The sequence below is a fragment of the Rhodococcus sp. WWJCD1 genome (assembly GCF_002258735.1).
Classification (GTDB): domain Bacteria; phylum Actinomycetota; class Actinomycetes; order Mycobacteriales; family Mycobacteriaceae; genus Rhodococcoides.
Window position 1 is genome coordinate 14,611 of the sequence record NZ_NOXY01000022.1, and the last position, 22,285, is coordinate 36,895.

Sequence of the window (22,285 nt, forward strand, 5' to 3'; positions counted from 1 at the left end):
GGGCAGCGGAGGTGCCGGGGTGCCTCGAACGGCTGTGGTGTGCGAACCTGGGAGTGTGGTCACTCCTTTACCGAACTCTCCGCGCCCCGCCGCGGAGCCTTCTGTTCTGCCACCGGACACTGCATCGGCCCAGCCGACCACTCCCCGCGGTCGACGCACACGCAACGCATTAGTGCACGCAGCTCGCGAAGTATTCGAGGAACAGGGCTTTCACTCCACCAAGATCGCCGACATTCCACGGCGTGCGGCTATGTCCCACGGCTCCTTCTACACGTACTTCGACTCGAAGCATGCGATTTTTCGCGAGGTCGTCAATGCAGCGATGGGGGATCTTTTTCAGGCGACGCGATCGGGCTTGGGTGACGGCGGATCGCCGGTCGAACGCATCCGAGCGGCGAACACTCGATACTTCGCCTCCTACGCGCGTAACGCCGGTGTTCTCAGAGCCATCGAAGAGGCGTCGTTTCGCGATCCCTACTTCCACGACTTGCTGGCGCAGATACGTGCGGTTTTCGTGGATCGAATCACGACCGGCATCCGGCGTCTGCAAGAGCAGGGGCTCGCCGACCCGAAGCTGGACGCAGAACGGGCCGCTGCAAGCTTGGGCGGAATGGCGGAACAGGCTGCGCGCCATGCCTTTCTGTTCGGCGATTCGTTTGTCGATGAGCTGACCGTGGATACGCTCACACGGCTGTGGGCACGCGGGATCGGGCTCGATCCTGATTCGCGCGACTGACACGTGTTTCGACCCAGATGGTCTGGCGCTCGACGGTCGAGTGGTCAGCTGTCAGGGACCGAGTGCACTAGTGAATTCATGGCACCGAGCCAGCGGTCGGTGTCGGTCGCACGGTTCATGTAGAAGCGGTGCACGTCGGGGTGGGGCAGGATTAGGAATCGGTCATCCAGGATCCCTTGAAACGCCTGCTCGGCGACCTCTTCCGGGCTGAGTGTGCCGGTGCGTTCAGCGACCTCCGCGAGTGCGCCCAGTCCTCCCAGCATTTGGGTTCGCACCGCTTGTGGGCAGATTGCTTGCACCACGATGCCGCGGTGTCGGTACGTCATGGACAACCACTCGGCGAACGCGACCGCGGCGTGCTTCGATGCAGCGTAGGGTGCCGCCCCCGGCATGGTGAGTAACCCGGCGGCCGAGGCAGTTATGACAAACCGGCCGCCTCCATTGCCGATCCACAAGGGGACGAGTAGTCGAGCAGCTCGAACGTGTGCCATCACATTGACATCCAGTGCCAGTTGCCAGTCTTCATCAGAAGCATCGATATCGCCGACGCCTGAAACTCCGGCGTTGGCGATGAAGACGTCGACCTGACCGTATTCCAAAGTCGCGCCGGCTATCAGGGCGGCGATCCCGTCCTTCGACGCGCAGTCGGCCGTTACTGCGATCCCACTTACCTCGCGCGCAACTGTTTGTGCGCCTGCATCGTCGAGGTCGTTGACGGTGATGTTGGCACCAGCGGCAGCGAGCCTTACTGCCAACGCTCGGCCGATCCCCCCGGCAGCACCGGTGATGATGACGGATTTGCCGGTCAGGGGGGTCGGGTGAGGCTCTGTGGGCATCCGGCATCTCCAAGGTGTGTTCGGGGCAGCTGCATACAGCCAATCGCATAGTCGACATTACAGTCAATAGTTGGTCGGTGCGGAACTACCTCTGCGGCAGGGATATCAGCCTTAACGTGGAGATTTAGTCGCCATTGACACAGTGAATGTAGGCAGGGGTGTTGACAAACAAGTCATGTTAGTGATGCGATGTGATGGTCGTCACCGCCAAGGTCGATCAGTGATCGGCGAGATCGGTGACACCCGATTTACCACCGGCCAGCGCCTCGATGTGCGCGGCAGAACAGGAGCGACCAGCCATGACTGTGGACAATGGGACGAGACCAGCGGGTTCAGTAAGCGGCGATCGAACGTCGAACGGCGCTGAGACAACGGTCGACGCCGTCATCGTCGGCGCGGGGTTCGGAGGGCTGCGCGCCCTGCACGAGATGCGTGAGCTCGGCCTGTCGTCAATCGTCATCGAGGCAGCCGACAATGTGGGTGGCACGTGGTTCTGGAACCGCTACCCCGGTGCCCGCACCGACAGCGAAAGCTGGGTCTATGCCTTCCCGTTCCCGGAGATCCAGGACGAATGGGACTGGACCGAACGATTCCCGACGCAATCCGAGGCGCTCGGTTATCTGAACTTTGTCGCCGACCGCCTCGACATGCGCCGAAATATTCAGTTCGAGACCCGAGTGACGTCAGCCGAGTACGACGAGCAGAGCAGCGAGTGGATCGTCCGCACGGATACCGGTGACACGTTCCGGTGCACGTATTTCGTACCGGCCGCCGGTCCACTATCGGTGCCCTACAAGCCGGACTTCGCCGGCCTGGACGACTTCCGCGGGGAGTGGCACGTAACCGGACGCTGGCCCCACGAGGGTGTCGACTTCGCAGGCAAGCGGGTCGCAGTCATCGGTACCGGTGCCACCGGCGTGCAGCTCATTCCCATCATCTCGCACACCGCGTCCGAGGTGACCGTCTTTCAGCGCACACCCAACTTCGTACTTCCAGCACGGAACTACACTCTGACATCTGAAGAACGGCAGGGCATCCGGGCGAATTACGACAGTATCTGGGAGAAGAGCCGACTGCACTTCTTCGGCTTTCCCATGGACATGGCGGGTCGGACAATCAATGACGTCACCCCAGAGGAAGCCCAGAAAATACTCGAGTGGGGCTGGGAAATCGGCGGCTTTCACTTCATCTTCGAAACCTTCGACGACATCCTGGTTGACCCGAAGTCGAATCAGGTCGTCGCAGATTTCGTTCGCGACAAGATCCGATCCATCGTCACAGATCCCAAGACTGCGGACCTACTGTGCCCGGAGAACTACCCCATCGCCGGCAAGCGCCCTCCGTTGGGACACTTCTACTACGAGACTTTCAACCGCGAGAACGTCACCCTCATCGACGTGAGCGAGACAGCGATCTCTGGAATCACAGAAAAGGGTGTCAAGGTCGGCGACCGCGAGTACGAAGTCGACATTATCGTCTTCGCCACTGGATTCGACGCAGTGACCGGCAGCTATCGAGGCCTGGACATCCGCGGACGAGACGGGCGAACACTGGCCGATGCGTGGACCGACGGCCCCCGCACCCAGCTCGGAATCGGTGTCGAGGGATTCCCCAACATGTTCATGATCGGCGGTCCCCAGACGCCGTTCGCGAACATCCCCGTCGTCATCGACGGCGTCGTGGAGTGGATCGGAGATGCAATCCGGTTCATGCGTGACAAGAACGTCGCGACCATGGAGCCGACAGGGGAGTCCATGGAAATCTGGCGTCAGACCGTCAATGCCATCGTCGACGCCACCGTCCTGTCTCAGGGGCCGAACTCATGGTTCCTCGGCGACAACATTCCCGGTAAGCCACGAGCCGCACTCTTCTACTTCGGCGGAGTCGGTGCCTTCCGTGAAGCGTGCCAACAAGTCGCAAGTGGTGGCTATGACTCGTACGTCTTCAGTCCTGCCCAATCTGTCGCTGTCAGCAACTGAGTCCGACCCGTCACCGAAGGAGACATCACTATGGGAACAGCTCAACCGAACGCGCTCTTCGACCTCTACACCGAGATGGGGGTTCGGATGGGTGCCGAGCCGCCGATGGATCTTCCCACCATGAGGGACATGCTCGAAGGTCTGGCGGTACTCGCAACCGAGCCCACCGACGTCACCTACGAGGACGTCGACGCCGGCGGCGTACATGCCGTAATGATTACACCCTCGGGTGCACAAACAGATCGTGTGATCGTGTACGCACACGGTGGTGGGTGCGTGACCGGCTCCTCGGCAAGTCACCGTAAGCTTGCCGCCCACCTTGCCAAAGCGGCTGGATCCAGAGCGATCGTGCCGGACTACCGATTGGCTCCCGAAAATCCGTTCCCGGCGCAGATCGAGGATCTGATCATCGTGCACCGTTGGTTGCGCGATCAGGGGTACTCACCGGAATCGACTGCCGTGGCGGGGGATTCGGCTGGGGGTAACCTATCGATCAGTACGGCGCTTCGTCTGCGGGAACTAGGAGAGCCGCTCCCGGCAGCGATCGTTGCATTCTCACCGTGGCTGGACATGGAAGTCACCGGTGAGACGATGAAAACAAATGCCGACAACGACGCGCTGATCTCGCCGGAAGTGAGCGGGATGATGGCCGGTATGTACCTGGGCGAAACCAAGCCGAACACTGCTTTGGCGAACCCCCTGTACGCCGACTTGGCGGGCCTGCCTCCTCTGTTCGCGTCCGTGGGCGACGCGGAAACGCTGTTGGACAATGCGCAGCGCATTGTCGAGCAGGCGCGCACAGCGGGTGTCGAAGCGACACTGGAGGAATCGCCAGGCCAGCAACACGTCTACGTCTTCATGGCCGGCCGATCCAAAGAAGCGGACGAGACCATCGGCAATGCCGGGGAATGGCTCAAGGCCCGATTCGGTCGATGAGCTCTCGGTGACACCCACATCTGTGGGTGTCACCGCTTTCGTGGCTGACCTGGCAGCTCGACCGTCTTGATGGGTCCGCGTCACCCATACATCCACAGCTCACATTCGAAACACTGAGGGATCACTATGCAATTCACTACTGAGCACGACGCGTTCCGCAAGTTGGTCCGTGATGTCGTCGAACGGGATATCGTACCCCATCTCGACGAGTGGGAGAAGGCGGGCGCCTTCCCAGCCCACGAGCTGTTCCCGAAGCTCGGTGACCTCGGTCTGCTGGGCCTCGAGTACGACCCGGAGTACGGCGGCCAGGGCGCTGACCACTCCTTCACAGTTGTCCTGTGCGAGGAGCTCTACCGAGCCGGCGCAGCCGGTGTGCCCCTTGCCATCGGGGTGCAGGCCATGATGGCGACACCCTCTCTCGCCGAGTTCGGTACCGACGAACTCAAGCGGCGGTATCTCGCCCCGGCTATTGCTGGGACGCAGGTCTGTTCTGTCGCAGTAACCGAAGCGGGCGCTGGTTCCGATGTCGCAGGCATCCGCACTCGCGCAGTTCGCGACGGCGACGACTGGATCATCAACGGCAGCAAGCTATACATCACCAACGGAACCCAAGCAGACTGGCTGTGCCTGCTTGCCCGTACCTCCGATGAGGGCGGCTATCGAGGCATGAGTCAGATCATCGTCGAAACGAAGTCACCGGGCTTCTCTGTCTCCAAGAAGCTGGACAAGTTGGGGAATCGCTCTTCCGACACCGCTGAGCTGTACTTCGAGAACGTCCGCGTTCCGGTGTCCAACACAATTGGTGAAATCGGGCGGGGGTTCCAGCAGCAAATGTCGCAGTTCGTGATCGAGCGGATGTTCGGCGCATACGGAGTGGTGGGGGCCTGCCAATGGGCGCTGGAACGAACTCGTGAATTCGTTCGGGAGCGCAAAGCGTTCGGCAAGTCCCTTTCCGACAACCAGTACATCGCGTTTCGACTCACGGAACTCGCCGCGAAAGTCGATCTGCTGCAATCGCACAACTACCAATCGGCCGACGCACATATGGCCGGCGAGGACATCATCCGACAAGCGACTGTAGCCAAACTCATGGCTGGGCGTCTAGCTCGGGAAGTTGCCGACGAATGCCTTCAGTTCCATGGCGGCATGGGATATATGGAGGAGACGTGGACCGCTCGATTCCTACGTGACAGTCGTCTCCATTCCATCGGAGGAGGCGCTGACGAGGTCATGTTGCAGGTGCTCGCCCGCAGGGACGGACTGCTTGCGTGACCAGTGATTCGGCAAGCCCGACTTTGCTGGCGGGCCCGGCCGATAATCGAACCAAAATCCGTAACTTCGTAGACATGAGTGGAATGATGAAGCAGGCGAACACAGTTCAGACCGGAGGCGATACTCGTGCGTCCTGATGTTACTCAGGTGAGTCAGTTGGAGCTCAACCTTGCAACTCGGATGTCGGTCGGCGACCTCCTGACCCGTAGTGCCCGCTTGTTCGGGCATCGAACGGCGGTCGCCGATTCCCGCGAGGAAGTGACGTACTCCCAACTCGACAGCGCGGCCGAGGCGTTCGGGCGCGGACTCCTCGAGTCCGGTGTTCGTCGCCAAGAGCCAGTAGCCTTTCTGCTCGGCAACTCCTGGCGCTTCCTTGCCAGCTTCTTCGGCTGCGCAAAGGCCGGAATTGTTGCGTTGCCGATGAATCTCATGCTCTCGACCGACGACGTCGCGTGGATTCTGAAGGACTCGGGCACCACTACGGTGGTTGTCGATTCGGCGTACGTTCCTCTGTTGGAGGCAGCGCTGCCGTCCGTGCCTGCGGTCACGCGAATTGTGCTTATCGGTGACGAGGTTCCAGCCACCATCTGTGGTCGCGAGGTCGTTCGATGGGACGACGTCGCGGCCGACCCGAGTCCGCTCGAAGTCGTTGTCGACGACCGCGACACGATGCATTGCCTGTACACCTCGGGAACAACGGCACGCCCCAAAGGCGTACTGACGAGCCATGTGTCCGTGTACGTTGCGCTGATGAGTAACGCTCTACAACTCGAGCATCGCCGCGGCGACGAGTTCAGCGTTTTCCCCGTCGTATTGCCGCTGTTCCACACAACGGCACTGGATACTTTGACGTTGCCGATTCTGCTGACCGGTGGAACCGTCCTCCTCCCCGCAGGTTTCGAGGCGGAGTCCTTCTTGGATCTAGCCGAGAGCCGTGCCGCTACACACGTCATGCTGCTGCCCACCATGTTCAGCGCCGTGCTCGACTCGCCGAGTCTGGCGACTCGAAATCTGTCCTCGGTTCGGATGTGTATCTATGCCATGGCGCCGATGCCGGAGGAGCGCATCGGCCTGATCGCCTCGGCGTTTCCCAACGCGAAAATTCTGTTGGGCTCGGGCCAAACAGAGGTCGTCCCGGCCACTGTGTTTCAGTTCCCATCGCACCAGAAGACGAAGTCTGCGTCGTGGGGTCCACCGGTTGTCACAGTCGATGCGCAGATCATGGACCAGTCCGGCCAACTTCTCCCAGCGGGCGAAACCGGTGAAATCGTCTACCGAGGCCCGCATGTCATGTCGGGTTACTGGAACAATGCGTCCGCAAACGCTGCGGCCTTCGAGCACGGATGGTTCCACAGTGGCGACCTCGGGCATGTCGATGAAGAAGGCGTGATCTGGTTTACCGATCGTGTCAAAGACATCGTCAAGACCGGCGGCGAGAATGTGTCCTCAGTCGAGGTGGAACGTGTGCTGCTGAGCTGCCACGACGTCCTCGAAGCAGCAGTGATCGGCGTCCCTGACGACCGATGGGGCGAGTCTGTTACCGGCGTCGTCGTGCCGGTCGATCCCAACATCGACGCCGAGGCGCTTGCCGTTCGCTTGCTGGCCCATTGCAAGCAACACCTCGCGGGATTCCAGGTCCCCAAGCGGATCGATGTGGTGTCGGGGCTTCCGAAAACGGCCACAGGCAAGATTCAAAAAGCTGTGCTGCGCGACAGCTTTCGCATCTGATCGGACACTGAATCAGTTCCCCGAGAGATCGTGGGTGCGCCGGGCGTCGGGTCAACCGACGCCCGGCCTCCATGTTGGGCCGATGTCGTCTCAACGCAACCACGTACAGCACTCAGTGCGCCGGCGAGCCGGCGCGACGAAAGGTCGCTCATGATTGTTGCCCACAGTACGTATTCGCGTCCTCTTGCCGACGAAGACAAGGGCCTTGTTGCAGAACACCTCGCCTTCATCAAGCAGGGATTCGACGACGGAACGTTTGTCGCAGCGGGGGCCCGCCAATCCTCGATCGGCGGAGTGGTCCTCGCCCGCGGGGTCTCCGAAGATGACCTCCGCACGCTGATGCAGCAAGACCCCTTCGTTCGGGTAGGGCTTGTCGACGAGTACGTGATGCTTCCGTTCGACGTGTCGATGACTTCGATCAACGCGCTCGAGGAAAAATGAGCCGGGTTCCCGAAGGCAGCACGGTGAATACAGTCGTGTCCGACGCTTTGAACGGTCTTCTCCGGCCGATGATGTTCGGTGAGATCCCCGTGAGCAACCGCGTGATCATGGCTCCATTGACGCGGCTGCGCGCTGAACCGGATGGCACGCCTGGCGAAATTGTTGCGCGGTACTACGCCCAGCGCGCCTCTATGGGTCTGATCGTGTCGGAGGGAACGTTTTTCACCGAGGCTTCGCGCGGCTACTTGGGGCAACCAGGGTTGGTCGACGATGCGCATCAGGCCGCCTGGGCTCGAGTTGCTGCGGCCGTCCACGCTGCTGGTGGAAAGATCGTGGTGCAATTGATGCACGCGGGCCGTCTCACCCATCCGGGCATAACGGGAGGCCGCGAAGTGCTGGCACCGAGCGCGATTGCAGCCCCTGGCACCGCGCGAACCGAGGCGGGCAAAGAACGCTTTCCGATACCTACCGCACTGACAACGGCGTCGGCTGGGGATGTCGCCCATCAGTTTGCCAGGGCGGCTGAGCGGGCCGTGGCCGCAGGTATGGACGGCGTCGAAATCCACGCAGCAAACGGATATCTGCTTCACCAGTTCCTTGCACCGAACTCCAACCAGCGCACAGACCGGTACGGCGGCACACCTCGAAATCGAGCCAGACTGGTCGAAGAGGTGATCGACGCCGTCGGATGTGCAATCGGCTCGGGCCGGGTGGGGCTGCGAATCTCACCAGGGCACGACGTACAGGGAACGCTCGAGACGGATCCGGCCGACGTGGTGGCAACGTACGGCACTCTCGTCGATCACGTGAATCGAGGCGACCTGGCATATCTGTCGATTTTGCACGATAGTCCAGAGGGAAGCTTGGTCCAGGAACTTCGTCGCCGTTTCGCAGGGCCACTTGTTCTGAACACTGGATTCGCCTCCATCACAACGCAATCCGATGCCTCGGCCATGCTTCGCGACGCGGGTGCCGACGCAGTCGCTGTCGGCCGAGCTGCGATCGCGAATCCCGACCTCGTCGAGCGGTGGCGCGACGGATGTGCGTTGAATGTTCCACGGCCCCAAACTTTTTACGTCGGTGGTCCCGAGGGGTATGTCGACTATCCCCGTCGTTGAGTGATCGCTGAGAAGGGGACTTGCACGGTCACCGTGCGGGCATCCTCAGGCCGCCGTCCAACCGGACAGTCTCGCCATTCATGTAGTCGTTCGTCAACAGCTCGAGCGCCAGTCGGGCGAATTCTTGGGCGTATCCGGCGCGCTTGGGAAAGACAGCACTTCTCGCCAAGTTGTTCTTGTAAGCGTCGCCCTGTGGCAAAGAGTCGAAGATCGGCGTATCGAACAATCCTGGCGCGATCGAGTTGACGCGGATGCCGAACTCGGCGAGGTCCCGCGCCATCGGCAGCGTCATACCCACCACGCCTCCTTTGGCCGCAGCATAGGGCGTCTGGCCGACCTGCCCCTCGAAGGCAGCGATCGAGGCCGTGTGCAGGATCGACCCACGCGTCGCTCCATCGGACGTCGGTTGGCTCTTCGCCATGGCAGCGGCAGCGAGCCTGGCGCAGTTGTAGGCACCGATGAGATTGACCTGAACTTCTCTCGCGAATGCGTCGAGCGGCAACGGGTCGAAATCGGCCGATACGGTCCGACGCTCTTGGCCGAAGCCTGCAGCGTTGACCAATGCACGTAGAGGGCCCATGGTGACCGCGGCCTCGACCGCAGCCGCGACGGATTTCTCGTCCGTGACGTCGGCTCGGCAGAAGCGGCCTCCGATGTCACCGGCTACTGCCTCTCCCCGATCGGTCTGCAGGTCGAGAATGACCACTCGTGCCCCCTGGTGGGCCAACAACCTGGCTGTTGCCTCACCGAGGCCGGAAGCGCCCCCGGTGACAATGGCGGAAGATTCGCTGAGATCCATGACGCACGCCTCTCGATCGGTCTGTGTACAACAACCTTACGGTTAACCTGACAACATAATCAACTATGCATTGATAGAGATGTCGAGTTGAACGCGGCACAGTGGATGGAAAGTTGTAGTAAATATGGAAAAATATGACTGTGAAGTCATATTCGAGACCCGACAGGTCCTCGGACGCTGGCTCCACTGGAACCCGTCGGCGCGGTCGTCTGGCGAGACGAATCAGGTCTGCGGTGCCGACTTGCCGGCTTCGGTGGAGGGTGTGACGCCGATTGCGCGCGCCCAAAGCTTCGTCAACGTGGTGACAGCAGTTGCTTCGTCGTATTCGACACCGTGCACAAACCACAGGAGCGTGAAGTTCTCGACCATCCCGCCCAGAATGCTTGCTGTCAGATCTGGGTCGAGGTCAGGGTCGGCGATCCCGCGTGACTGCAGCGATCGGATACCCGCTGCGTTTCTTCTCAGGAACGGCTCGCGTATCTGAAGCTTCAACTCGCGAAAGTACGGCTCTCTGATGGCCATTTCCTCGATGACTGCAATCAGTCGGGCGTTGCGCCTGGCGACGGCCAGATAGGTCCGATTGGCTTCCCGGATGCGGCTGTAGGGATCTGACGCAACATCGACGGAAGGCCTGGAGGCAGTGAACATTTCACCGGTGATAACGGTGAAGATCTCGCCGAGTATCTCTTCTTTCGTTTTGAAATAGTGGTAGAACACCCCGTACGACGTGCCGGCCTGGGCAGCGATGTCCGAGATGCGGGCATCGCGAAAGCCCATCTGCTCGAACGTCTCGCGTGCAGCATGTATCAACGCAGAACGGGTACGTCGGCCGCGAGCCGTGGACGGCGTCTGAACCGACGACGTGGTTTGCCCACGGCTGACGACGGACGACGGGAGCGGGGGAGAGCCGATTCGACGTGCCACTGAGTTCCTTCGATTCGAGGCCCGTGGGTGTCATCATCGGCGTCGACGGGCGGGTAGGGCCGGTGTGAATGCTGCTGTCGATAGTAGGGCGTCGTCAGTCGCGGGCCGGAGACACCGAAGAAGTGTCGTTCAGACGATCTCGAACAACCCGGCTGCACCCATGCCTCCACCGACGCACATCGAGACGACCACGTAGCGAACGTTTCTACGCTTTCCCTCGATGAGAGCGTGACCCACGAGGCGGGCACCGGACATTCCGTAGGGGTGTCCCACCGAGATCGCACCGCCGTCGACGTTGTACCTATCGGGGTCGATGCCCAGTTCGTCTCGGCAGTACACAGCTTGAGAGGCGAAAGCTTCGTTGAGTTCCCACAATCCGATGTCGTCGATGGTGAGGCCATGCGTAGTGAGCAGTTTGGGGATGGCGAACATCGGTCCGATCCCCATCTCATCCGGTGCGCATCCAGCAACTGCGATACCGCGATATACACCGAGCGGTTGGATTCCTCGCCGTTGTGCCTCGCTCGCCTCCATGAGTACCGCCGCCGACGCGCCGTCCGAGAGCTGAGAAGAGTTTCCGGCGGTCACCGTGGAGGTGGGGGACACCGCGCCGTCGGGAGTTACCGGTGGCAAGGTAGACAGTCCGGCCAAGGTGGTCGACGGTCTGTTGCCCTCGTCTGCGGTCAACGTGACTCGCTGTCGCTCGACTGCACCCGATGACTTGTCGGCCACCGTTCTGACCGACTCGAGCGGAACGATCTCTGCATCGAAGCGGCCGTGCTCCTGTGCGTACGCGGTTCGCTGTTGGGACAGCAACGCAAACTCGTCTTGTCGATCTCTGCTGACGGAGTACCGATCAGCGACTGTCTCTGCAGTGTGCACCATGGGCATGTAAATATCCGGCGTGTGTTCTTCGAGCCAGGGATCTGTCGCACGGTAGAAGTTCTGGTGGGTGTTCTGCACGAGTGATATCGACTCGACTCCGCCTCCGACGGTGATCGTCATTCCATCGTGAAGTATTTGCTTGGCCGCAGTCGCGATAGCCATCAGTCCCGATGAACACTGCCGGTCGAGTGTCATCCCTGGAACGGAGTCAGGTAGGCCCGCACGAAGTATTGCCTGCCGTGCGCCGTTGCCACCGGTACTGCCTTGCTGTACTGCACATCCGAGGATGACATCGTCTATTTCACGTCCGTCGACACCTGCGCGGTCGACGGCGTGAGTCAGGGCGTGAGCAGCGAGATGCTGGCCCTGAGTGTCGTTGAACGCGCCGCGGTAGGCCTTGCCTATGGGTGTACGTGCCGTCGAGACGACTACGGCTTCTCGCATGGTGTGAACTCGCTTCTGTGGATGTGGCTGGATCGGTGAACGATCAGGCGTGGTAACTGGTCGTGCCGGATCGACCGACGACGATCTTCGGTACGACGGCGCGGGAGGAGAGTCGTAGCAGCATGTCCACCATCTCGACGATGTCATCGACACGAATCATCGTTTCTGGAGGTATCCGGTCGTGCACCCAGATCGCCATGTCGGTGTCCACGAAGGCCGGTGCGATGGCGGTTGCCGTGACCCCCTTGCCCGACTCTTCGGTATTGAACGTCTCGACCAACGAGATCAACGCAGCCTTGGTCGCTCCGTATACAGCGAGCCCGGCCTCGGCATAGAGGCCGGTGATCGACGACAGCGCAACAACTTTGGCTCCTCGATCGGGATTCGAGGCTGCCGCGGCGCGCAACGACGGTAGGGCCTGCTGGAGCATGGTCAGCGGCGCGCGCAGGTTGATATCGAGGGTCTTGTCCAACCGTCGGAGTGGATAAGTGTCGATAGTTCCGGACGAACCGAAGCCGGCGTTGAGGATGAGCGCGTCGAGCGTCTCGAAATGCTCGGTGTGGGCTGTTACTACGTTCCCGGCGGCCTCTGGGTCTGACAAGTCTCCGGCGGCGACTACGACGTCACTCGCTCCTGCCGCGCGTAATTCGCGAGCGACCGAGTCGAGGCGTTCGGGATCGCGTGCGTTGATGGTGAGCCCATGCCCCTGCTGTGCGAGGCGGGTGGCGATTCCAAGACCGATGCCGCGTGTGGCTCCGGTGACCAGGGCGGTGCGAATCATGATGTTGACCCCATCAGCGCGTGTAGTCCTGCAGCGATGAACTCGGGAACCGACTCCCCGGCTCTGTCGAAACCGTCGCCCACGGTCGCGCCCACCAGGAAGCGATGGTGAATGCCTTCGGCGATGACGGCGAGTTTCAGGTAGGCGAGCGCCATATAGAAGTTCCAGTGTGCGAGGTCACGACCCGAGGCCAGTGAATAGCGTTGCGCGAGATCATCTATCGACGGCATCCGGTCGCTGGTCCATGCTGCCGGCTCGCCGATGACGAGGTCGAACGAGGGGTTGCGATAGACACACATCGTGGCCACGTCGGATAGTGGATCCCCGAGCGCGGACAACTCCCAGTCCACTACCGCGGCCACGTGCCCGACGTCGTCGAGACCGAGGATGGTGTTGTCGATTCTATAGTCGCCGTGCACGATCGACGCCTCGGAGTGGTTCGGGATCGAGTCGGCGACAGCTGTGTGCAAACGACTCAGATCCGTGCTCTCACGTGTTTTGACCCGTTCCCACTGCTTGGCCCACAGTGCAACCTGACGAGTGAGATATCCGTCCGGGCGACCGAACTGTCGCAGACCGACGGCGTCGATGTCGACCTTGTGGAGTCCTCCGAGAATTCTCACCAACTCATCGACACACTTGTCGAGATCGGTATCGGAGACATCGACGAGATCTGCTGTTGTCCGAACAACGCGGCCGTCGATGCGCTCTACCAGGGTGAACGGCGCGCCGAGGACAGACACGTCCTCGCACAAGACCACGGTGCCTGCAACGGGCACATCTGTTTTCTGCAGCGCCGAGGTGATGGTGTACTCGCGGGCGACATCGTGCGCGGAAGGTGTCAGACCCGCGGTAGGTGGGCGGCGTAAAACCCACCGCGAAGTATCGTCCGAAAGGAAGTACGTCAGATTGGATTTGCCGCCCGAGATGAGTTCGGCCCGCAAATCGCCTCGCAGTGGCACATCGGAGTCGTTCAGGTAGGCACGCAATTTCTCCAGGTCGAGGCCTCGATGCTCCGTGTCGCTCACGAGGATGCACCAGCTTTCTGCTTGGCTCCGGCCTTCTGCGCTGCTCCGATGGCGCGCCGTGCAATTGCCCAGCGGTGCACCTCAGAAGCGCCGTCGTAGATTCGGAAACCGCGCACCTCTTGCGCAAGCCGTGCCAAGGGCAGATCCCCGGATACTCCGAGGCCACCGCACATCTGAATCGAGCGATCGACTATTCGGAACACTGCCTCCGCGCCGAACGTCTTCGCGATCGAGGTCTCGTCGCCTGCATGCTCGCCCTGATCGAGAGCCCAGCACGCACGAATGAGCAGAGCTCGTGTCGCCGCGATGTCGATCTCGTTGTCGGCGACCATCTGCTGAATCATGCCGAGGGCACCGAGCTTGCCGCCGAACGCCTCACGATGGGCAACGCGTTCGACAGCGATGTCGTGAGCGCGGCGTGCAGCCCCCAGCCATCGCATGACGTGCGTCATCCGGGCCGGACCCAACCTGACCTGGACGTAACGGAATCCCTGGTCCACCTCGCCGAGAACGCCACTGTCGGGGACGAACAGGTCCTCGAAGAACACCTCGCAGTGGCCGCCGATCATGGATTTGTCCGGGGTCTCGATGTGGCGACCGACGGTCAATCCGGGCACCACGGAGGGGGTGATGAACATGGTGGCACCGCCCCGGTCCCCGGGCACACCGGCGGTGCGCGCAAAGATGATGAAGAAGCCGGCCCCCTCGGCGCCGGTAATGAAGTACTTGTGCCCGTTGATCTTCCATCCGCCGGGCACCTTGTCCGCACGGGTGGTCAACGCGCTCGGGTCGGAGCCCGCGCCGGGGGCAGGTTCGGTCATGGCGAAGGCCGAGCGCATCTCTCCGCGAGCGAGTGGAGCAAGGAAGCGCTCTTTTTGCTCCTTGTTCGCGATGTGGTCGAGCATGTGTACGTTGCCCTCGTCGGGTGCGGCGATGTTCAACGCGACCGGGCCGAACAGCGAGTATCCGCCCTCCTCGAAAACCGGTGCGCGCTCGACCATGTTCAGTCCATGGCCCCCGTACTCGAGCGGGACGTGCGGACCGAAAACACCCGCGTCTCGGGCCGCGGCTTGCAGTGTTTCGCGCAGTTCATCTCCGCCGGCGGCAGCGATATCGCCGTGGTGAAGATCCTCGACGGGCAGCACCGTGCTTCGGGTGAATTCTCGGGTCTTCTCGACCAGCGTGGTGACTTCGGGGGACATCAGAAAATCGGTCATGGTCAAACCTCCATCGACGGGATGCATCTCGCCGAACGTTCGTTGATCAGCGAGCGCGAGGACATGTATTCCACTCGCGTGGTGACGGTCAGGCTGTGGAGTCGCCGCCGGGTACAGCCCAGTACGGTGGCCGCTTTTCGGAGAATGCGAGCATGCCCTCTTGCGCCTCCGGGGAAGCGAAGTAAGACGCGGTCAGATTCAGCATCTGGGCGAATTGTTCGGCCAGGGTGGTCGCCGAGGGATGAAGCATCTTCTTGACGCCAGCAAGGGCCCGTGGAGCGCCGAGTCCGGTTGTTTCGGTGAGTCGGGCGACCGCGGTATCGAGACCGTCAGCTGTGGCGACCTCACTGAGCAGACCGATTCGAGCCGCGTGCTGGGCATCGAAAGTCTCACCGGTCAGGAACAAGCGATGCAGATCTACCGATGCCACGCGCAGTCGAAGCGGCACCGAGATGACTGCGGGAACCACCCCGATCCTTGTCTCGCTGAAGCCGAGTGTCACGGTGTCCGCGGCAACCGCGAAGTCGCATGACGCCACCAGCCCGATACCTCCGGCACGGGCCGGGCCTCTCAGTACAGCGATCACTGGCTTCGGGGAAGTCAACAGCATCGTCATCAGATCGACGAGCTCCTGCCCGGACCGCGAGGTGTCGCCGGTGCGGGCTTCCTTCAGGTCTGCGCCGGCGCAGAACACCGAACCGGTGTGGGTGAGAACCACAACGCGGGTGGCCTCGTCGTCGATTGCGGTGCGCACGTGACCGAGTAGATCGGATCGAAGTTGTGCCGAGAGTGCGTTCCGGTTCTTCGGCGAGTCGAGAGTGACGACAGAGACTCCGCCTTCGGTCGCGAGGTGCGCTAGTTCCGAATTGTGCTCAGGTGCGCTCATCGCGATGCTTGCTTGTCTTCTGCGGGAGCAGATTCAGGCGCGGTCGGCGGATTGTCGATGAAGGCCGCGGGGATGTCGTGATGGCGGGCGCGAACGAACTCGCCGAGTCCCTTCCCCTGCGAGTCGAGATCAAGGTTGGCTGCGACCCCTCTGCCGAGTAGTCCGACGATGGTCACTCCGCATGCGCGCAGATGCGGCAATTCCCACATACGTAACGAGCACTCCGCAGCTTCCGGGATCAGAGCCCGAATCGCGTCCTCGGTCCACCAGGACCTGAGCCAGTCGTGCTCCCGATCGTCGCGGGCCCACAGGCCGAGGGTGGCGTTGCCGGCTTTGTCACCGGACCGTGCCCCTACGACTGTGCCCAGCGGTTGGCGCACGGTCGGGCCGAATTCAGTCACTTGCGCTCCGACGACAGGTGCTTCGATCGGTTCTGCGGGCGGTGTGGTGGGAGCCGGGGCAACCTCGAACTGCTTGTCTCCCAGAGTTACCCGCTGATGGAAGGCGTCTGCAGGCATCAGCGTCGGCCAGAATACGGTGACTTCGCTGCCTGCCGCAGGCGGACCGGTGAAGTACAGGCCCGGATAACTCGCAAGTCCGGTCTCGATCGCTGCCCTCGGGAAAGCGCGAACCTTTTCCGGGGAGGCATCCGTGACCGAAATGGTCAGCAAGGCAACGGCTTCGTTCGTGCTCGCTGGATCGGACTTGTCGGCACGGAGAAGTCGGACCGTCACCATCTCGAAGGCTTTTTCGCCGCCGGCGATATTTGCCCACATCGCGCGCTGGGCAAGCTCTGCCTTGGCCTCGATGTTGGCACCGGTAAGCACGAACGTCACCTCGTTGCGCCATCCTCCGGAGACCAGTGCGCCCACCTTGATCGTTGCGGGTGCCGTTTCGCCGCGCACTCCCGAGATCTGAACGCGGTCCGTATCGAGCTGGGTGAGCCGAGCGGTGTCGAGCCGGGTGATGACGTCGGGGTTGGCGTATCGCGGTCCGTCGATTTCGTAGAGTAGCTGCGCAGTCACCGTTTCCACGGTCACCGCGCCTCCTGTGCCCGGGTGTTTGGTGATGACGCATGAACCGTCGGCGGCAATCTCTGCGATCGGGAAGCCGACGTGGGCCATGCCGTCCAACTCGGAGAAGAACGAGAAGTTTCCGCCGGTGGCTTGTGCCCCGCACTCGATGACGTGTCCCGCGGTAACGGCTCCGGCCAACGCATCCCAGTCGGTCCTCGACCAGCCGAAGTGCCACGCGGCCGGCCCGATGATGATGGCTGCGTCGGTGACTCGGCCGGTGACGACAACATCGGCTCCGGCATCGAGCGCCTCCTTGATTCCCCAGGCTCCGAGGTATGCGCTGACGACGTCGGGCTCGCGGTCGATGTCGGCGAACGATTGCCCGGTATCGAGGTGTGGTGCGTCCCAGCCACTTCGGCGGGCAAGTGCGAAGGCGTCGGTGGCGTCGTCACCGTCGACGACAGCGACCCGGACGGTTCGGCCGGCGCTTTGGGCGATGCGCCTTATCTCTTCGGCACAGGCGTGCGGGTTGAGACCACCTGCGTTGGAGACTATTTTGATGTGCCGGTCCAGGCAGGTGGCGAGCACGTCCTCCAGTTGCCGGACGAATGTGCGTGCGAATCCGGCTTCGGGGGAGCGTTTACGTTGTTTGACGAGAACGCCCATGGTCAGTTCCGCGAGCCAGTCACCGGTGAGTACGTCGACGGGTCCGCCGTCGACGATCTCGCGGGCCGCGGCGAGGCGGTCGCCGAAGAAGCCGGAGCAGTTGGCTATCCGCAGGGGGCGTGATTCGCTCATGAGGGATCCACCGCCGACAGAGTCACCAGAACGGTATGAGCCTCGACGTATTGGCCTACCTCCACGTGGATGTGCTCGACGGTTCCGTCCATCGCGGCCGTCGCCGGGTGTTCCATCTTCATCGCTTCGACCGTGACCAGCTTCTGTCCAGCGGTGACGACGTCGCCGATCTTCACGGCGATGGCAACGACTGTGCCGGGAATTTCGTTGACCGGACCCAACGCGGTTGCCGCTCCGGAATCAGGATCAGGAAGGCGAGGAGAACGCCGCCAACCCGACTGACTGCTCGAATCGTTGACCCAGATCGACTCGTCAGGATGGGTGACGACCGTGCAGGGATAGTCGACTCCGTCGTACTGCACTCGTACCGAGTCGGACGTGAGATCGAGGAGGCGAAACTCATGCCGTGTCCCGTCGATCTCTAGCTCGAGGTCGGCGTCCCCTGACCAACCATTCTGGTGGTAGCCGATCTCGATGGCAGTGTCGTCTCCGAGGCGGTGCCAGGTGGCGTGCGTGAGCGTCCGGGCGGCGAGCGGCCGGAATCCGGGACGGGCATGACCACGCATCGGGTCGTGGGCGGCGCGTCTCGAGGTGGACACGGCCACCGCCGCTGCGAGGTGTACCCGCTCAGCGGTCCTGGCAGCAGGATTCAGCAGGTGGGGATGATTGTCGAGAAAGTCGGTACGGGTGGCTCCGTCGAGGAAATCCGGATCACGGAGGAGCGCTGCCAGGAAGCTGCGGTTGGTCGTGACACCGTGCACGTGAGTGGCGTCGATGGCCGAGGCGAGCGCGAATGCTGCGTCGGTTCTGTTCCCGGCATGAGCGACGATTTTGGCGATCATCGGGTCGTAGAACGGGGAAATCTCGGCCGGGGCGACTATTCCGTCCTCGTATCGGAGTCCGATGCGGTCGGGATGGCTGTAACGGTGCAACTGTCCTGGAGTCGGGAGGTAGTCGTTCGCAGGGTCTTCGGCGTAGAGCCGTACTTCGATTGCGTGCCCGTCGATTCGGACGTCGCTCTGCTCGAATCCCAATGTTTCACCGCGCGCCACGCGCAATTGGAGTGCGACCAAGTCCATTCCGGTCACTTCTTCGGTGACGGGGTGCTCGACCTGTAGGCGGGTGTTCATCTCGAGGAAGTAGAAGCCTCCGGTCTCGTCGTCGTAGAGGTATTCCACTGTGCCGGCACCGACATACCCGAGCTCACGGACGAGTGACACTGCGGTCGAGCCCATTCGTTCGCGTGCGTCGGGTCCGATGACGGGTGAGGGTGCTTCTTCGAGCACCTTCTGATGGCGACGCTGAATGGAGCACTCGCGTTCTCCGAGATGCACTGCGTTGCCGTGCTTGTCGCCAAAAACCTGGATTTCGATGTGTCGTGAATACCGCAGGTACTTCTCGAGGAACACGGTCGAGTTGCCGAACAAGTTCGCGCCTTCTCGGCGCGAGGAGGCCACACCGTCGATGAGGTCCTCGGAACGTTCGATCAGGCGCATTCCCTTGCCGCCGCCTCCTGCCACGGCTTTGGCCAATAGCGGATATCCCACTTCGGCTGCTGCGCTCTCCCATTCCGAGGTGTCGTCTCCGGTGATGACCGCGTCGGGCAGGACTGGCACGTCTGCTTTGCGCGCCCATTCCTTCGCGCGGTCCTTGAGACCCATCACGCGCATCGATTGTGCGCTCGGGCCAACGAAATTGATGCCGGCTGCTTCACATGCCTCGGCGAATTCAGGGTTCTCCGAGAGGAACCCGTAGCCGGGGTGGACGGCGTCGGCACCGGTGCGCCGGGCGGCGTCGAGGATCTTGTCGACTTTCAGATAGGAGTCGGCGCTGCTGGACCCTCCGATTGCGACAGCGAAATCGGCGTCGGTGACGTGCGGTGATCGCGCGTCGGGGTCCGAGTAGACCGCGACGGTGCGAATGCCCATCGCGCGGGCGGTGCGAATGACACGCCGTGCTATTTCGCCGCGGTTGGCGACGAGCAATGTGTTGATCGGTGTGTGGTTCACAGAACTCTCACAATCGGAACGTAGCGAACCGGGACGTGCCGGTCACCGGTGCGGAATGTACGGCGGAAAGGGCGAGACCGAGAACGGCGCGGGTGTCGCGAGGATCGATGATCCCGTCGTCCCACAGTCGTCCGGTGGCGTATACAGCACCGGACTGACTCTCGATCAAGTCTTCGATCTCGCGGCGGACCCTGGCGTCGTCGGCGTCGCTGAACTCGGTGCCGGCACGCTGAGCTGCTGTTTTCTTGATGATGGACATGACCCCGCCGAGCTGTGCTCCGCCCATGACTGCGATGCGGTGGTTGGGCCAGGTGAAGACGAATCGGGGGTCGTATGCGCGGCCCGACATCGCGTAGTTTCCCGCGCCGTACGAAGCACCGATCATCAAAGTCACATGGGGGACAGTGGAATTCGAGACAGCATTGATCAGCTTCGAGCCATCCTTGATAATTCCACCTCGTTCTGCTGCCGAGCCGACCATGAAGCCGGTGATGTTCTGGATGAACAGCAACGGGATGTCGCGAGAATTCGCCAGCTGAATGAAATGTGCCCCTTTGTTCGCTTCATCCGAGAACAAGATGCCGTTGTTGGCGATGACACCTACCGGGAATCCCGCGATCGAGCCCCATCCGGTGACCAACTGAGTGCCGAACAGTGGTTTGAACTCGTCGAAGCGGGAGCCGTCCAACACGCGAGCAAGAATCTCCCTCACCTCCACCGATCGCTTCGAGTCGGCCGCAGCGCACGCGAGCAGTTCGCTCTGGTCGTGAACCGGAGGATCAGCGGGCAGAGTGGCACCCGGGCCGGCTTTGGTCCACTGCAGATCCGCCACGATCTGACGCCCCAATCGCAAGGCGTCGCGCTCGTCCTCGGCGAGGTAATCTGCCAACCCGGAAACGCGGGCGTGCATTTCGGCACCACCGAGCGATTCGTCGTCGATCTCCTCGTTGATCGCCATCTTCACCAGAGGAGGTCCGCCGAGGTAGACGGTGGCAGCTTCCTTGACGAGGACCGTGTATTGGCTCATACCGGGCACATAGGCACCACCCGCGGTCGAACTGCCGAACACCAACGAGATGGTGGGAATGCCCGATGCTGTGAGCCGGGTGATTTCGCGAAAGCTGCGTCCGCCGTTCACGAAAATATCTGCCTGCTTGGGTAGATCTGCCCCGCCGGATTCGACGAGCGTGATCACAGGTAGCCGGTTCCGGGCCGCGATGTCGAGTGCTCGGAGTTGTTTCGCCACCGCGTCCGGGTTGAGTGAGCCACCCTTCACCGTCGGCTGGTTGGCGATGATCATGCACTCGACACCGCTGACGGGTCCGATGCCGGTGATGAGCCGGCCCCCGGGCTGTTCGTCCGGGTCGTGTGCCCCTGCGTAAGTGGACAGTTCGAGGAACGGGGCGTCTTCGTCGAGCAGAAGATCGACGCGCTCGCGTGCGAGCAGTTTGCCGCGACCGCGATGGCGTTGGACTGCCTTCTCTCCGCCCGACGCAAGGACGCGATCAGCAAGAGCGGACAGAGGTTCCAGAGCGTCCAGCATCGCGGAACGGTCGAGCAGAAATTGCTCCGACCTGACGTCGAATCGTGTGGGTATGACCGTCATTGGTGCACCTCGATGAGTCGGAGATTCAGGGGTCGGCAGCGTCACGTCAACTGAGGGCATCAGCGCCGAGTGATCGGCAGAGATGCACCGACCTCGGTTGCATCGATGAGCTACATCCATCGAGACCTACACAACACCAAGTTGACTGACAAATCAAGTACGGATCCGCTGAAGATGGGTTCTACCTGGACGACTAGGTAGTCGCCCCTGATCGGCTAACCATGGACTGATCGGATCATCAACTACGGGCCCGCTGTGTCCGACTCTCGAACCGGACACCCTTTCGCTCGAGCCTTTCACCTCAGATTGCTGCAGTACTACGCCATGTAGGAAGGGGATATGAAGGGGGTTGTGCTCATCGATGAAGTTGATCCTGATGTCGATCTTGAGCAGTCGCGAGTACGTGCATTTCCTAGCCTTACTGGTAGCGACCGCAAAACTCCGATGGCTTCCTGGGCTCTCCGACGGCGATGGGGTCGAGGCATTGGGCGGCGCTCACATCGCTCGAGTCGGGGCATCTCGAGTCGCAGATCCTCGGCCACTTGTTGCAGGAGGTGAGGATTGTTTCGAAGGGCTGACGCTGACCTCGGTTTCATCGGTGGTCGTAAGCGGTCTGAAGTCGGCAGCACTACACATGAATTGATACTCGGACGTGATCCGGACCAGTCGAGAGGTGATCCTGGGCGGGTTACGGGGTGGTGTTTCCAGCTCCTGGCGGTGCCGGACAGTGTGCTGGTGCACGCGGATGGCACAGGTGCCAGTGCACAGGGCTGACGACGACGCGGTAGACCATTGGCGCTCGCTCACTGTGCCTGAAGTTTTTGACTTCGGTACCAGTCGAACCCG

The 22,285-nt window shown here is 61.8% G+C and carries 18 protein-coding genes; 7 read left to right on the top strand and 11 right to left on the bottom strand.

Annotation, left to right across the window (positions count from 1 at the left end):
• Positions 1-55: 55 nt before the first annotated feature.
• The gene (locus CH286_RS16245) at positions 56-736 is read left to right on the top strand and encodes a TetR/AcrR family transcriptional regulator (RefSeq protein ID WP_255182677.1); all 681 of its coding nucleotides are present in this window, start codon (positions 56-58) and stop codon (positions 734-736) included.
• 44 nt (positions 737-780) lie between these two features.
• Here the strand turns inward: CH286_RS16245 and CH286_RS16250 are convergent, their stop codons facing one another.
• Positions 781-1,572 carry an SDR family NAD(P)-dependent oxidoreductase gene (locus tag CH286_RS16250; protein ID WP_094609755.1) on the bottom strand — a complete coding sequence of 264 codons (792 nt, stop codon included), beginning with the start codon at positions 1,570-1,572 and terminating at the stop codon, positions 781-783.
• Positions 1,573-1,871: 299 nt separating this feature from the next.
• On the opposite strand from CH286_RS16250, the gene CH286_RS16255 reads away from it, so the two are divergent.
• The 6 genes from CH286_RS16255 to CH286_RS16280 all read left to right on the top strand — a co-directional run bounded on the left by CH286_RS16255 (position 1,872) and on the right by CH286_RS16280 (position 9,046).
• Complete coding sequence (locus CH286_RS16255) at positions 1,872-3,551, top strand: flavin-containing monooxygenase (protein ID WP_094609756.1); 1,680 nt, start codon at positions 1,872-1,874, stop codon at positions 3,549-3,551.
• A 30-nt stretch (positions 3,552-3,581) separates the two neighbouring features.
• Positions 3,582-4,487 (top strand): alpha/beta hydrolase, encoded by a 906-nt coding sequence (locus tag CH286_RS16260; RefSeq protein WP_094609757.1) that lies wholly within the window; start codon positions 3,582-3,584, stop codon positions 4,485-4,487.
• Positions 4,488-4,613: 126 nt separating this feature from the next.
• A complete protein-coding gene (locus CH286_RS16265) occupies positions 4,614-5,759 on the top strand; it encodes an acyl-CoA dehydrogenase family protein (RefSeq protein ID WP_094609758.1) in 1,146 nt (381 codons plus the stop codon).
• 147 nt (positions 5,760-5,906) lie between these two features.
• Positions 5,907-7,487: an AMP-binding protein gene (locus CH286_RS16270; protein ID WP_255182678.1), complete on the top strand. Its 1,581-nt coding sequence runs from the start codon at positions 5,907-5,909 to the stop codon at positions 7,485-7,487.
• A gap of 150 nt (positions 7,488-7,637) precedes the next feature.
• Positions 7,638-7,928: a YciI family protein gene (locus tag CH286_RS16275; protein ID WP_094609760.1), complete on the top strand. Its 291-nt coding sequence runs from the start codon at positions 7,638-7,640 to the stop codon at positions 7,926-7,928.
• Positions 7,929-7,996: 68 nt separating this feature from the next.
• Positions 7,997-9,046, top strand: a complete 1,050-nt coding sequence (locus CH286_RS16280) for an oxidoreductase (RefSeq protein WP_094609778.1) — start codon at positions 7,997-7,999, stop codon at positions 9,044-9,046.
• Positions 9,047-9,074: 28 nt separating this feature from the next.
• Here the strand turns inward: CH286_RS16280 and CH286_RS16285 are convergent, their stop codons facing one another.
• The 10 genes from CH286_RS16285 to CH286_RS16330 all read right to left on the bottom strand — a co-directional run bounded on the left by CH286_RS16285 (position 9,075) and on the right by CH286_RS16330 (position 21,439).
• Positions 9,075-9,845 carry an SDR family oxidoreductase gene (locus CH286_RS16285; RefSeq protein ID WP_094609761.1) on the bottom strand — a complete coding sequence of 257 codons (771 nt, stop codon included), beginning with the start codon at positions 9,843-9,845 and terminating at the stop codon, positions 9,075-9,077.
• A 222-nt stretch (positions 9,846-10,067) separates the two neighbouring features.
• Positions 10,068-10,769 (bottom strand): TetR/AcrR family transcriptional regulator, encoded by a 702-nt coding sequence (locus CH286_RS16290; RefSeq protein ID WP_094609762.1) that lies wholly within the window; start codon positions 10,767-10,769, stop codon positions 10,068-10,070.
• 129 nt (positions 10,770-10,898) lie between these two features.
• Complete coding sequence (locus CH286_RS16295) at positions 10,899-12,098, bottom strand: acetyl-CoA C-acyltransferase (RefSeq protein ID WP_094609763.1); 1,200 nt, start codon at positions 12,096-12,098, stop codon at positions 10,899-10,901.
• Positions 12,099-12,141: 43 nt separating this feature from the next.
• Entirely contained in the window at positions 12,142-12,879 is a 738-nt protein-coding gene (locus CH286_RS16300) for an SDR family NAD(P)-dependent oxidoreductase (protein ID WP_094609764.1), read from the bottom strand.
• Positions 12,876-13,907, bottom strand: coding sequence for a phosphotransferase family protein (locus CH286_RS16305; RefSeq protein WP_094609765.1), 1,032 nt, complete (start codon positions 13,905-13,907; stop codon positions 12,876-12,878). The genes CH286_RS16300 and CH286_RS16305 overlap by 4 nt, the downstream gene beginning before the upstream one ends.
• Positions 13,904-15,124, bottom strand: a complete 1,221-nt coding sequence (locus CH286_RS16310) for an acyl-CoA dehydrogenase family protein (protein WP_094609779.1) — start codon at positions 15,122-15,124, stop codon at positions 13,904-13,906. Before CH286_RS16310 ends, CH286_RS16305 begins: the two co-directional genes overlap by 4 nt.
• Positions 15,125-15,212: 88 nt before the next feature.
• On the bottom strand, positions 15,213-16,010 hold the full coding sequence (locus CH286_RS16315; protein ID WP_094609766.1) for an enoyl-CoA hydratase-related protein: 798 nt from the start codon (positions 16,008-16,010) through the stop codon (positions 15,213-15,215).
• Positions 16,007-17,824 carry an acyclic terpene utilization AtuA family protein gene (locus CH286_RS16320; RefSeq protein WP_094609767.1) on the bottom strand — a complete coding sequence of 606 codons (1,818 nt, stop codon included), beginning with the start codon at positions 17,822-17,824 and terminating at the stop codon, positions 16,007-16,009. Before CH286_RS16320 ends, CH286_RS16315 begins: the two co-directional genes overlap by 4 nt.
• Positions 17,821-19,833: an ATP-binding protein gene (locus tag CH286_RS16325; protein ID WP_217902933.1), complete on the bottom strand. Its 2,013-nt coding sequence runs from the start codon at positions 19,831-19,833 to the stop codon at positions 17,821-17,823. Before CH286_RS16325 ends, CH286_RS16320 begins: the two co-directional genes overlap by 4 nt.
• A 7-nt stretch (positions 19,834-19,840) precedes the next feature.
• A complete protein-coding gene (locus tag CH286_RS16330) occupies positions 19,841-21,439 on the bottom strand; it encodes an acyl-CoA carboxylase subunit beta (RefSeq protein WP_094609768.1) in 1,599 nt (532 codons plus the stop codon).
• Positions 21,440-22,285 lie beyond the last annotated feature (846 nt).

Excerpts from the sequence above, each read along its gene's own strand:
- CH286_RS16295 (WP_094609763.1), bottom strand. The coding sequence starts at position 12,098 with ATGCGAGAAGCCGTAGTCGTCTCGACGGCACGTACACCCATAGGCAAG.
- CH286_RS16310 (WP_094609779.1), bottom strand. The coding sequence starts at position 15,124 with ATGACCGATTTTCTGATGTCCCCCGAAGTCACCACGCTGGTCGAGAAG.
- CH286_RS16315 (WP_094609766.1), bottom strand. The coding sequence starts at position 16,010 with ATGAGCGCACCTGAGCACAATTCGGAACTAGCGCACCTCGCGACCGAA.
- CH286_RS16260 (WP_094609757.1), top strand. The coding sequence starts at position 3,582 with ATGGGAACAGCTCAACCGAACGCGCTCTTCGACCTCTACACCGAGATG.
- CH286_RS16280 (WP_094609778.1), top strand. The coding sequence starts at position 7,997 with ATGATGTTCGGTGAGATCCCCGTGAGCAACCGCGTGATCATGGCTCCA.
- CH286_RS16275 (WP_094609760.1), top strand. The coding sequence starts at position 7,638 with ATGATTGTTGCCCACAGTACGTATTCGCGTCCTCTTGCCGACGAAGAC.
- CH286_RS16250 (WP_094609755.1), bottom strand. The coding sequence starts at position 1,572 with ATGCCCACAGAGCCTCACCCGACCCCCCTGACCGGCAAATCCGTCATC.
- CH286_RS16265 (WP_094609758.1), top strand. The coding sequence starts at position 4,614 with ATGCAATTCACTACTGAGCACGACGCGTTCCGCAAGTTGGTCCGTGAT.
- CH286_RS16300 (WP_094609764.1), bottom strand. The coding sequence starts at position 12,879 with ATGATTCGCACCGCCCTGGTCACCGGAGCCACACGCGGCATCGGTCTT.
- CH286_RS16285 (WP_094609761.1), bottom strand. The coding sequence starts at position 9,845 with ATGGATCTCAGCGAATCTTCCGCCATTGTCACCGGGGGCGCTTCCGGC.
- CH286_RS16330 (WP_094609768.1), bottom strand. The coding sequence starts at position 21,439 with ATGACGGTCATACCCACACGATTCGACGTCAGGTCGGAGCAATTTCTG.
- CH286_RS16255 (WP_094609756.1), top strand. The coding sequence starts at position 1,872 with ATGACTGTGGACAATGGGACGAGACCAGCGGGTTCAGTAAGCGGCGAT.
- CH286_RS16320 (WP_094609767.1), bottom strand. The coding sequence starts at position 17,824 with ATGAGCGAATCACGCCCCCTGCGGATAGCCAACTGCTCCGGCTTCTTC.